The sequence below is a fragment of the Photorhabdus australis DSM 17609 genome (assembly GCF_000711895.1).
Classification (GTDB): domain Bacteria; phylum Pseudomonadota; class Gammaproteobacteria; order Enterobacterales; family Enterobacteriaceae; genus Photorhabdus; species Photorhabdus australis.
Genome location: NZ_JONO01000033.1, coordinates 46,919 through 60,220 on the forward strand (window position 1 = coordinate 46,919; position 13,302 = coordinate 60,220).

Consider the following 13,302-nt stretch of genomic DNA (forward strand, 5'->3'; position numbering starts at 1 on the left):
ATCCATGAAGATTTAAATATGATGACTAGAACCTGCCCCTGCCTTACGCCGGGGTAGTTATTTTTACCCCACTCCGTCTGCATCAGCCCACCCGGATAATACTTTCTCCAATCAATAGCGGCACTGAGGTTAAATAAGGAATGTTTCGACGGAGCCAAAAATCAGGAAGGGCTTTACGCCCCTCCTGTGGTTTCTCCTGCCAGTCCAGGACAGAGATGTTACCAGTACCGCTTATGCAGTCTGATAGTTTTGCGGCAAGTGCGCAAACGCTGTCACCGGTTACTGGATGGCCCAGGACAGTTCAAACAAACCATCCTTAGCCATTCCCATCCTGGTAAAACACTTGACCAAATGATCAACGCTGATCACCGACGAGGAACCTTTTAGCTCGATTTGCAGATGCCGGTGCGTCATCGCTTGACTACCAAACACTTTGCGCATCACCAGAGCTGTGCCATTGGCCGAGTCGGTCAATATCAGGTCATCTTCGTGACGGCTGACGAGGATTTTTTCCGCATCGGCCATCGGTATGATCAAGCGGTCCAGAGCTTGTTTCGGGTCATCGTTGTCAATGACGATTATGCGGTAATGCGACCACATCGCCTGACTGAAACGGTAGGTATCGTTATCAGCTCCACCATACAGCACCACGCTGTCGACACCAGCGATCAACGGCGGAGTCAGCTCGTCCTGACGACCACTCATCTCCCCACCCTGAAGCAACAATGACGAACCAATACGCTCAACACCGGTGTAATGCACACCACCGCCCTGAACCCGGTACAGCGCCTGGTCCGTTGGGCTGTACACGTACGCGCCCTTCTTCCCGGCATCCACTCCAACGAAACGCAGGTTGTCCGTAGCAGGGATACCATCGCTGGAGAACACCTGGCCGCTACCAATATCAAACCATCCTCGAATTGCATCACCTTGCAAGGTCAACACGCCTTTGGTAGGCCACTGACCGGCAACCTCAGCAAGTGCCTGTGGCAGACGGGTGAAGTTGTCCTGCTGCCAAGCTTTGTCGACGGCAACCAACTGCAATTTGCCGTCATTGGTTCGCAGCAAGATCTCGCCCTTGATGGTGGTCAAGCGCAGACCGGCATCAACTTGCTCCGCCGCCTTGAGGTGCAGTTCAGGCGTCAGTTCACTGGCAGCGGGAAGCTGCGCCGAGGCTTCAAGCACCGCGCCGGTACCGAACGCGGCAACCAGCGCATCGGCAGTCATAGGCGGCTGACGATATAACTTACCGCTGGCGGGTTCGAACAGTCGTGCGTTGGAACCGTCCGCTTCGAAACCCAAGAACTGTAGATGCTTGTCTTGCAGGGGAGCCGAAGCCACCACCACTTGGCCGTTGTGGTACCACACCGGCAGCAAGTTGTCATTGGTGCCTTTGACCCCGAACACCGCCAGAGTGGCTCTGAAGCCGGTAACATCAGCCAAGTCCTTCCACCAGTGGGTACGTTCCTTGAGCCAATGCTCGTTAACCGCTGCGTAGCTAAGCTGTCCCAGTGCATCAAGCCGGGCAACACGCCCATCCTCAGTCATCACAATCAGGTGACCGTTCACATTGATCACGTTAGCCAAGGCCGGCGTGGTGACCCGTAATGCGCTCGGCTGGTTAGCATCGAGTACCTCCTGCCCCGGTCCTTCTTGGCGGAACAGAACCTTTTGCTCCTTGCTGTAGAAGAAAAATACTTCCTCGCCACCGGGGCCTCCGAGCTGTGGCATGCTCCCCGCCAACACTAGGTCGGCGGGGATCTTCCAAGCACTGCGAATCTGTTCGTGCGCTTCGAAGTGCAAGTTCTGATCCGCCTGTGGTGCCAGATTTGGTTTGATTAGCATCCCGTCGCGGGTACGTATCCAGTAGCGATGCGGCACGCGAGCCGCATCCACGCCAAACACAGTGACCAGCTCCGCACTGGTTGGCTGGATCAGCCGTGCGCCCCGAAAATACGTCGGAGTCTTGCGCGAGGTACTACTGCTCCTATAACTCTGGAGTATGACCTGGAGCGTATCATCATGCCGGCCAGTCCGTGCCGAAAGCTGGAGCAGCTCATCATCACCCACCGCACTCACCAACTCCATTTGGTCACCGAGGATCTGATAGCTCAGTTCAGCCGTATCCCTCTCCTTTAGTCGATAATGGCGCGCCAGGTAGACCGCATTTCCTTCCTGCCACAGCCGACTGATCTCACCGTCATACTCGTTGAACAATGGTTCAAACTGCGCATTGACCTTTCCGGTGGCAATGTCTACCCGCCATACCGCCACGTTATTGGCATCGTAGAAATAGGCATAGTCGTCTATCACCGCACCCAATTGGGCATGTCTGGCCTGCTCCTGGCCGGTGTCGGTGTCGGTGTCGGTAAACAGCATGCGGTCCTTGACCACATCGTAGAACGCTCGACCAACATCTCGCCCATTGTGGCGGTAGTTCTCAACCACCACGTACTGCCCATGCAACTGATGCGCCTTATTCAGTTCTCTTAGATGCTGCTCGATTTGCTGGCCAGGCCCCTGCCATTCGCTCGCATTGGTGCTTACTAAATCAACAGTCAGCTTCGAGTTGGAGAAAACGACTGCATGTACTTCCCCCTTGCCACTGACCACCGATACCGGTCTGTTCTGAGCCGGGTCAAGCTCTACCACAACCCCACCAACTACCAACTGGTTCTGCGACACGCTGATGCTGTCACTGGCTAGCTGACTGCGGTCAATGATCCATTCACTGGCAACAACGTTGGTGAGCTTAACTCGGGTGCCTTCGTTGAGGCCAATCTGGTACTTACCACCTGCACCCTTGATCTCGTAACGCAGGTAACCATGCAGCTCTTTGGGCAGTTCAGGCACCACCAGTTGCCGATCACGCTGATCGAGCACCACCTCAATCGGGGTGTCAACGTACTCATGATGAATCCTGCGGATTGTCTGCTCCCCCGGAAAGATGTAGAAATCGTAGTCAAACCGCTTGTCTTCCTCAAGCCTGCGGATCACGTCAAAACCGGCGTCGTGGCGTGTGGTAGCACCGGGAAGCAGCATATATTCATATCTGATGTAGGACTTAGGCGTACCCGGCAGGATCACTACACTGTCGCCGTACTCAAGGCTGGAAGACTCCGGGTAACCAATGCCGCTGCGCACCTCAATCGCCTCACCTCGGTCGTGGACCATTCGCGGAAAATCAGCGACCCAGAAGAAGTAATTAATTGCCCCCGAACCGGTAGGGCCGGAATGGGTACGGTAAATGTACTGGCTGTCGAAAACTATCCGATCTTTTTTCAGGTCAAGGCGCTTGACTACCGCCCCAGGCAAGGGCACCAGCACCTTCTTCTCGTTTTCGACTTTATGATCATAGCCATTGTTACTGTAGGCATGGTCAACCGCGTAGAAGTAACGGCCCACTGCCTTGGCATCCTCGGCAACCGCCCCAAAAGCCTGCGCCAGTGCCGTAAAGCCCACGGCGAGCCCGCCAAGGATCACCCCTGCCCCACCGAGTACTGCCGCAGTCGTTGAAGCACCGATCAACCCGGCCCCCACCCCAGCAGCGCCAGTGACGAAGCTGGCCGAGTCGAACGCCAGCTGGGTACCGAACACGGCCTTCTGTACATCGTTCTCGGCATGGGCCAATTCATAGGCATCCAGACCGATCATGCCTACGCCAAACAACACGCCGACGCCTTCATTGACGGTGTGGCCCAGACTCAAGGCAAAGTCCTTAAACGAGGTTTCGGCGGCTTCCACTTCGCCGCGCAGCGCCGTACTTACCAGCTCAGTGACCTTAGCCACATCCTGGAGACTACCGTGGGCCATCTGGGCCAGACCAAGATAGCTGTGAACCTTGAGCGCAGTAGCGAGATTAGGCGAAGCCACCCCGCTTGCAGCATCACGGCGGTTCTTGTCAGCAAACCACTGGATCAGCGTCTGGACCGTAAACGCGGCGTTCAACCCATCCACCGGCGCGGCCTCGCCAACCCCGCCGCGAGGCTGCATCCGGCCATGCTCCAGAGTAAAATGCTCGTTCAGCACGCTCATGTGCTCATCGACGAAACCCCGGAATTCGACAAAGGTACTATCGTCAGTGGCTAGCCAGCGAGTTTGCTCGGGTTGTGGTTGTTCACGATTGATGAACTGGACCCGGTAACGACCTTTTCCCTGGTCTTCGGTCGTGGCGATGATCGGTAACCAGCGGCTATCCAGTTGGTGTTCTTGCGCCAACCGGGTACTGGCAACTTCGAACCGTGCCCCCCACTGCTCGGCATCAAGGGTCTTCAGCAAGGTGCTTAGTCGCAAGTCTTCCTTGACCTGCTCTGGTACTCTCACCGCCTGCTCAACCTGACGCCGTTGCCCGATAACACTGGCCAGTTCCTCGGACCGGGTCAGATCGGCCACGTTCAGGCCATTGCCCACAGTTACCTCCGCCATCTTACCCGTATCGATCTCAACCAGGTTGAAAGTCGGCACCGACTTACTGCCGAATGAGCCATAGTGCACGGCCAGATTGCGCCCCACCAAGTGCTTCTCCATCGCCCTGGACAAATTATTCGGGTTGTCGAAAGCAAAGATTCCGACGTTCGGGTCGTAGAAGTAGTAGCGACGCCCTTCGGCTGTGACTGTGACCCCTACCATCATCGAGTGATTCTGAGTATTGAGCGCAAACATCGAAGCGCGGGGCGTTGTGTTCAGCCGCGACACCACCTCGGACAAGTTGAACAGATTCAACAAATTTGTAGATGCCTGAACGGCTTCAACATTGGAGTGCAACCTGATCAGGCTGTTCTTGAGTAGCGTGGAACTGCCCGCCTGCGGGTCGGCGGAAGCGAAGAACAACTTTTGCACCAGATTGTTGATGCCGGCCTCACCACCACTCGCCAATGCCACAGCCATGGCCCTGACCAAGGGGTAGCAACGCCCACCGGATCGGTCACCAACCAGCAACAGATAAAAATCCTGTGGGACCAGACGGTTGAAGACACTGCCGGCATCATGGAAGTCCTCACTGAACACCGCAGTCTGCCGCAGTACCTTATCGATGTACTCGGCCTGGCTGGCTTTGGCGATATGGCCGCTCAAGGCACCCCGTTGCTCGTGAGTGAGTTCTCCCTCAAGAAACAGGCGTTTCATGTCCAGAACCGACATTTTGTCATCCATACCGGGGATCTTAATCTCACGGAAGTTGCGTAAGCCATTGGTAAATGCGGTGCCAGCCGCACCACGCTGGTAAGCCTCGGCTATCGCATAACGCTCACCCATGCTGCTGGGGCGCTTTCCGCCCTGAATGGCCGTATCATCAATCCGTACCACCGCAGAGCTGCCATCTTTGGCCTTGATTTGCTGCCAGAGCCAAGTCTTTTCGACAAGGTCAGCTTCACGCAATACTGACTCGTACTGCGCCCTGTAGTAGTCCTGCGTCAGATTGAGTTGTTTGATCTGCAGGTCGATCAAGGTCGTATCGCTTGAGGTACGTCGTGCTTCCTGAAGCTGGTAGCGTTTTTCCACCACCTGGTCAATGTCGGCAGAAACCTTAGCTTGAACGGCTTCGCGCAACCGGGTCCATGCAGCAATGGCTGGATGTTCGGGAGAAAACTCGCCCTCGGTGTAGACACCATCGGCAATCCCTTCGACCGATACGCCAAACTGCTTCGCTACCTTCTTCAGTTGTTGGTGAATCTGCTCGCGGTAGGTGGCAAACTTGCCCTGATTGCGTTGTCCCACCTGACTGTCAGCGACCTGGATCAAGAGTGGCTCCCCATCACCGCGCAGCTTCGGCCAGACCATCTGCCCATCTCGTTGATATTCCTGACGCTGGAACACCAGCTGCCATTTTCCATTGACGTACTGCATGTACGCCGTAGCAAAACCCTCGGCGGTACCGGATACCTGGTAATCCTTGTAGTCGACCGCCATCACCACGTTGTCGTACAGCAGCGAGCTGTTGACCCGGCCATCGTGGTAAACCCGGAAGATATTGTCGTCAAGACTCGTCACCACCAGCGAGCTACCCGACAACGTACCAGTAAAAAGGAAGTGGCTCAGTGCCGCCTGCTTAGGAATGTCCACATAAGCGGGCACCGCATTGGTCTGGCTCGGACCGTTGTAGCCAAGGAAATACGCCAATACACTGTTTGCCGATATATCATTGGCGCTTTGCTCGGTGTATTCAAGCTCATACAGGTTATGGGCCACCTTCACCAACTGAGCATTACCCTCTGCCGGCAGGTGGCCCGACCTGACCAGCGCCTCGGCACTGATGACATGGGTTTTGGCGAACTGTATAGGATCGGAGACAAACTTATAGATGGATATGCTGCCCTGACGAGGTTCCCATCCATCACCTACAGACGCCAATCCGGCCTTGAGTTCGAGATCCTTCACCGCCTGCCCTAACAGCGCCGGCCTTGGCCCGGTACGGGTAAAACGAGGTGGGTGAAATTCATTATCCTTCGACAAACCCTGATTGACGACTGGCAAAACTCGCGCCATTACGCCATCATACAATTCACCCTGCAATGCTTCACCCTGCAACGCCATCCTGCTACCTTCAGCGCGGTACTTGTCGAACATCTGCAAGATGTCCTTACCGATACTGCCCGCACCCTCCGGTTCATAACGCGCAGCAACGTAGAAGGTTTCGAAGAACGAATGATAGCCGTTACGGATCATGAAGGCCGCATTAGCCATCTGGAACTGCCAGTACTGCTTGATGCTCAACGAGCCACCGAACAATTCCGGCAAGGCGTTGCTGACAGTCTGGGTAGTCCCGGAGATCCCTCCTACGAACGGGGTATCCAGGTCATTCATGTAACGTGTGGCATTATTATTAGGGTCTGGACGGAATTGGTTGTAGCTGCGGTACTTATCATCCTTAATCAGGTACTGACCATCATGATACGCCAGCTCTTCAGAGTTAGTATTGAGGATCAGATACGGGTCTGGCTTATTCAACCGGTTATTGATCACAACCTTGTCGGCACCCAGTTCAGCGTGGAGATTGACCGGAACTGCAGCTTTGGAAATACCATCAGCTACCGGACGCAAAACATGGAACAAGACCTGTTTGCGCAAGCTTCTGCCCTCATGGCTCAACAGCGCCTCTTTAGCCGTCAAACGCAGCTGCACATTGTCGCTCACAAGGCCCTCAGGACCGGCCAACAACAGGGTGAGCAACTTGCCATCCAGCGAGCGCTCTACCGCAACCTGATCGAAAACCTGTATTTTCGGGTTGTTCGGATGCTGTGCTGCATTGGCGCTGGCGACCCGCTGGGTTTCCGCTTCGACAGCCTGAATGCGCCACTGTTCGTACAGTGGCTCCAGCAGTTTCTTGGCCTGGGCAATGTCACCTTGCACATATCCACTTTGCAGAACCTTAACCACGGCTGGGTTTTTTACCAAACTCGCCGCCAACCCGAACAACAACGGGTCATTATCGACACTCTGCCACACCGAAGCGGCAAACGCCTGCTCCCACAGTACCTTGTTCAGGTTATTACCCTTGATATCACGCATTCTGTTATAGGTGTATTTCGGCTCCAACACTCCTGCAGGGGTGATGTGGTTACGTTCAAGCAAACGCACCAGTTGCTGCTCAAACGTGGTGCGTTCACTGCTACCTTTAAACAAACGGCTGGCCTCCACACCATAGTCTCGTAACTGATCTACCTTCTCGAAAAATGCGGCGTTGTATTGATACAACTCAGCGGTCTGTGCCTTACTCAAGTGACTACTGCTGATCTTGTCGCCATCAACGCTCATCACCACGAAAGGCGTTGCCGACAGATAGGTTTCGCCCTGTGGCATTTCCAGCAAGTACTGACGACCGGCAAAACCGACTGAACGTTCCAGCTCATGGATATTGACGAAAAGCCCGTCACGGTCCGGGTGGTAACTGTTCTGGCGAAACCCTTCCAGGCCGATAGTCTGAAAGCTGGAAATATCAGCATTCTGGTTGATCAGGTCACTCAAGGCGCCTGGTAATGACACCTCACGGGGGATAGTGGTATTCAGAGCCTGACCAGACACCTGAATCCCAATCTGGTTCGGCACTTTGCGATCAACGTTGGTCAACAGCATCTTGTGACCGTTACTCAGCAACTGTGCCTTGAAACCTTCACGCAAGGTACTTTCCGAAACCAGATAGTTGGCAAAGTACTTCTCGACAAATGCAGTTTTGACCAGCACCGAGCGAATTGGCGCATAGGTCGGCGAGCGGAAGGATGGAGGCTCATTTTTGAGCCGGTATTGTTGTTGCCAGGCCAGAGAACGGGCTGCGGTACCGAAGGAGAAGTTGAGTACCCCATTCGTCGGCACGACCAACCTACCCTTCTCCAGGAAGAAGTCCTTGAAGCGGCCATCAGTGCTGGCATTGACCAGCGCAACATTCATGCGAATGTAGCCCGGACGTTCTTCCATCATCAGTAGTGAAATATTGACCGGCAGATCATCGGAGGCTTGAGGCACTTTGGTCAACGCGTCGAAGGCCGCCGCCTCTTCCGCAGGGGGTGCCTTGAGCAAAGCGCTGTAGCGGGCATTGACGTCCTTGTAAGCTTGTAGCTCGGAAAATAGTGTCACGTATTTTTGGCTGAATGTAGAATCGGCCGCTTGTGTAGTCAATTGCTGTTCCAGACGCCTGATCTCCGCATCCAGCCTGGCCTGCTTACCCGCTGCGTCCTCCTTTAGGGTCTTGGATCCGCCAGAATTCAGCATGCCCAGGACCTTGCTCCAGGTACTGTCAAAGTGCTCCATGGCTGTCTGTTGGCGGTCGTATAACTGGATATCGCGGTCCAGTTGCTGCTTGTAGGCGTTGATCGCCAGTGTGCCGGGCACATCATCCATTTGCTTGCGTCTTTGCTGTAGTGTCTGCAACTGGTCGCTGACAGAAACAGGGTTATCCTGCATCTGAAAATGCTGGGCAGCCAGCACACTCAGGGTACTCTGCTGCATTTCTTGCAGCCGTTCGTTTACCTGCCTGATGTAATCAGCTCGCTCGTCAGGGCTCATTTTGAACCATTCGGTTTGACGACCTGCTGCTTCGATCTGTCTATCGATCAGGGTATTAAGCAACTTCGTAAAATCTTTAGATATAAAAGCCATTGTAGTGATCCTTTGTCTGTTTTTGAGGGAAACCCTTCGCGCCGCGAAAGGCAGTCTGTCGATACGGATTGGTTATTAAGTACATTTACCGAGGGATTCCCACACATACAGCCGGGTAGAAGGTAAATGTCATTTTATATTCATTGATTTGAGAAATAATCGCAGACCATGTTTTTTAGGTTGGTGAATATTGGATAGTCACTAGTTACTTGCTCTGTAATTGTAGTCATCATTATTTCCTTTATTTTTCGTTTATATTGCAGATCATATGAATGATAACAATTAAATATAATCAACTATGCATATATTTAAATATCAATTATTAACAATTGAAATTATTTCTTAATATAATTATTCCATATGAGCATGATTTCTAATCATTTTGTTACGTTTTCTATAAAACGTTGAATAAATAATGACGAATTTCAGGCAGGTTATTTATTAGCGAATGGTTATATCTGATCATTTTAGGTTTGATATTTCAGGTGATTGGGCTTTAACAGAACAGCGAAATGCTCTCCCCCTAAATTATTATTGAGAACAAAGCGAACTTTCAGGATATAAGAGGAAAATCGAAGTCATAATAATCCGCCACAATAAATCACTTATGATTTATTGGTCGAATAACAAGAATAGCGTTGGAGGGATATATACCCAATAGATTTCAAGTTGCAAAGCGGCGGCAAGAGAACGCCTCCCCAGGAGCATAGATAACTAGGTGACTGGGGTAAATGAACGCAGCCAACAAAGCAGCAGCTTGAAAGATGAAGGGTATATACCCAATAGATTTCAAGATGCATCGCGGCGGCAAGGGAGCGAATCCCCGGGAGCATAGATAACTATGTGACCGGGGTGAGTGAGTGCAGCCAACAAAGAAGCAACTTGAAAGATGACGGGTATAGATAACTATATGACCGGGATAAGTGAGAATAGGGATGTTTTTGAGAATTCAAGTAATCTATTACCCTAACTACTGCACTAAAATAACACTCAAACGTCAATATTTTTACCAGAACATTGTCTAAACTTTCTCTTTAGTTAAAAAACAAAAGTAAATAAAATAATTAATATAATAAGCTATAAAGCATTAGAATAAATAATTATTTATAAATTAATAACAAATAAAATACTAAATTTCTGATATAGCCTACGCTCATTCACTATTTATCATACACATTATCTAACCCCAAATCATGAGCCAAACAGACACAACCGCTCATGACCACTGTTCTCTACAGACCATGAAAATAATTTTTATACAAAATAATCATTCTGGTTATATTCATTCAGGTTTAAAATTTCCCTATTGAATAGTAAAAAATCAATTAATAAATATATGCTTTTTGACGAGCAGGTTATTATATTCTATTATACAACTGGATCACTTGAAGTATAATTGGCCAACTAACCATCCAGATAATGACTTAAATAAAGATTCGGGAGTTGCTATGTCAAATATAAAAAACAAACCCAGTAATATCACTCCACAATTAATTCTCATGTGGGAGAGAAGTGATGATCCTTGGGGAGCCAAAGATCTCCAATCAAGATTTATCTATGCTAATCCCGCTTTTTATCAATTACTTAATCTACCTGAAGATTTCGATATTACAGGGCTTTCAACAGAGGAATTACCCTCACCTATTGCAGAATATGCTAAAGAATTCCACCAACAGGATCAAAAAGCCATTCAAACTATGCAACGAGTCACTTCGCTGGAAACTCATCAGTTTGCAGCAAATAATGTTAAACAAACTTATCTCTGTGACAAATATCCACTTTGTGACGACGACGGTGGCTGTATCGGTGTCATTTTTCATATGTACAAATCTCAAGATTTCTCTGTTTCTTACTATTATGGAAAAACATCTCCAGCAACACTGGAATTCATACCACCTAATAACATATTAACGCAAACTGAGTGGGAAGTTCTCTTTCTTACCCTTCGCTCATTAGATGAAGAAAGCATTAGTAAAGAATTAATGATCAGTACAGAAGATGTGGTTAATTATATTCAGTCAATTTACCAAAAATTTAATTTACCACCACATATAGAATTAGCCGATTTCTGCAAAGAAAATAAACTTGATCACTATATTCCAGAAAGATTTGTCACTACTGGTAGCAGAGAATTATAAGACTATTATTAACTTAACAATAGGATTTAATGATGAAAAAACTTAATAATATAGATATCTCACTTCAAGTCATTAATACAATGCAGCAAAGTGATGAACCTTGGGGAATAAAAGATCAAAACTCACGCTTTATTTATGTAAATCAAGCACTTAAACATCTTGAGAATGTTCCAGATTCATTTAATTATGAAGGGCTTTTTGATGATGAAATTCCCTGGAGCGGAGCTGAGTTTGCAAAAGAATTCATTATTCATGATAAAACTGTAATGGAAAAAGGAGAAAGAATATGCTCACTTGAAACACATATGTTTGGAAAAGATAAATTTCTTTCATCTTATTTCCAGGAAAAATTTCCATTATATAATGATGAAAACGAATGTATCGGTATTCTTTTCCATGGATGGAAAGCCCAGGATTTCTCATTAACCCGTTTATTCCATGGTAAACTCCCGGCATCTATTATGTTCCAACCCCCCACTGATTTATTTACCCAGCGGGAGTGGGACGTTATTTTCCTCTCGCTACAAAAATATACCAGTAAACAAATGGGTAAAATATTAAATATTTCCTACCGGACTGTCGAAGTCCATATGTCACGGATATATAAAAAGATTGGCGTGAGATCTAGCTATCAATTAGAAGAATATTGTCGCACGAATGATTTTGATCTCTATGTACCAGAAAGATTTGTACATCCAGAAAGCAGAATGTTTGTTTAAAATTCTAAGATTAAAATGGAGTTACTATGAATAAAAATCACATAATATCGTCTCAAATTATCAATACAATAGAAATCAGTAATGAGCCTTGGGGAATCAAAGATAAAAATTCATGCTGGATTCATGGTAATATGGCATTTAAATCCATTCAAAATTTTCCACATTCATTTAATTATGAAGGGCTGTATGACAACGAACTCCCTTGGGGCGGAGCTGAATTTGCAAAAGAATTCATTATTCACGATAAAAATGTAATGAAAAAAGGAGAAAGAATATGTTCACTTGAAACACATGAATTTGGAAAAGAGAAAGTTCTGTCATCTTATTTTTCAGAAAAATCCCCACTATATAATGATGAAAATGAATGCATCGGAATCCTTTTACATGCCTGGAAAGCACCAAGTTACTCATTAACCAGCCTATATCAATATTATGATGAGTTACCCGCATCTATTATGCTCCATCCACCAACAGCTCTATTTACTCAACGGGAATGGGATATTATTTTCCTCTTTTTACAGCAACACAACAAAAAACAGATTGGAAAAATATTAAATATTTCTTATCATACAGTTGAAACACATATGAATAAGATATATTACAAGGCAGGTATTAATTCCAGTCAACAATTGGAAGAATACTGTATAGCTAATAAATTTCACCATTATGTACCAGAAAAGTTTTTATTGTCCTAAAAACTCTGCATTATCCAATTTATCATAACCCCCGGCAAAAACTATCGTAAAAGCCGGGGATAAAGCATCCTAATCATAGGAAAAATATAATTAAAATCTCTGGAATTATGCAATACTTCTATGGCATTCAGTTATAGGAAAACACTTTATTATGAATATCACCAGAATTAAATAAATAACTTTGCATAATATTGCCACTCTTTTACTGTTCATCTTTATACCCAATAGATTTCAAGATGCATCGCGACGGCAAGTGAACGCATCCCCAGGAGCATAGATAACTATGTGACTGGGGTAAGTGAACGCAGCCAACAAAGCAGCAGCTTGAAAGATGAAGGGTATAGATAACGATGTGACCGGGGTGAGTGAGTGCAGCCAACAAAGAGGCAACTTGAAAGATAACAGGTATATCCCTGGGAAGAGTGAATCAGCGGATATAAATTAATTCACTTTTTCCAGTCATTGCCACGTATATTGGCAATTATTGGTAACTTATGATTTCAGATAATAGTCTCAGGTGAATAAACCGGTAAAAACAGCAAATAAAATTGCGTTTTTTTCAATTCATTCGCCGCTCAACAGAAGAACGTACAGCACAAAACGTTTCCGCTATCAGAGCAACGCCATTGCCACGATATCGCCTCAGCCTCGTCAAACAGA

General features: G+C 48.2%; 4 protein-coding genes. 3 read left to right on the plus strand and 1 reads right to left on the minus strand.

Annotated elements, in window-relative coordinates:
* Positions 1-279: 279 nt before the first annotated feature.
* Positions 280-9,090 (minus strand): TcdA/TcdB pore-forming domain-containing protein, encoded by an 8,811-nt coding sequence (locus BO26_RS10935; RefSeq protein WP_036771337.1) that lies wholly within the window; start codon positions 9,088-9,090, stop codon positions 280-282.
* A 1,448-nt stretch (positions 9,091-10,538) separates the two neighbouring features.
* On the opposite strand from BO26_RS10935, the gene BO26_RS10940 reads away from it, so the two are divergent.
* Genes BO26_RS10940 through BO26_RS10950 form a run of 3 tightly spaced genes read left to right on the plus strand, consistent with a single transcriptional unit; the run spans position 10,539 to position 12,642 of the window.
* A complete protein-coding gene (locus tag BO26_RS10940) occupies positions 10,539-11,228 on the plus strand; it encodes a PAS domain-containing protein (protein WP_036771331.1) in 690 nt (229 codons plus the stop codon).
* A gap of 32 nt (positions 11,229-11,260) precedes the next feature.
* Entirely contained in the window at positions 11,261-11,947 is a 687-nt protein-coding gene (locus tag BO26_RS10945; protein ID WP_036771333.1) for a helix-turn-helix transcriptional regulator, read from the plus strand.
* A gap of 26 nt (positions 11,948-11,973) precedes the next feature.
* Positions 11,974-12,642 carry a PAS and helix-turn-helix domain-containing protein gene (locus tag BO26_RS10950; RefSeq protein ID WP_036771334.1) on the plus strand — a complete coding sequence of 223 codons (669 nt, stop codon included), beginning with the start codon at positions 11,974-11,976 and terminating at the stop codon, positions 12,640-12,642.
* The last annotated feature ends 660 nt before the right edge of the window (positions 12,643-13,302 follow it).

Excerpts from the sequence above, each read along its gene's own strand:
- BO26_RS10935 (WP_036771337.1), bottom strand. The coding sequence starts at position 9,090 with ATGGCTTTTATATCTAAAGATTTTACGAAGTTGCTTAATACCCTGATC.
- BO26_RS10940 (WP_036771331.1), top strand. The coding sequence starts at position 10,539 with ATGTCAAATATAAAAAACAAACCCAGTAATATCACTCCACAATTAATT.
- BO26_RS10945 (WP_036771333.1), top strand. The coding sequence starts at position 11,261 with ATGAAAAAACTTAATAATATAGATATCTCACTTCAAGTCATTAATACA.
- BO26_RS10950 (WP_036771334.1), top strand. The coding sequence starts at position 11,974 with ATGAATAAAAATCACATAATATCGTCTCAAATTATCAATACAATAGAA.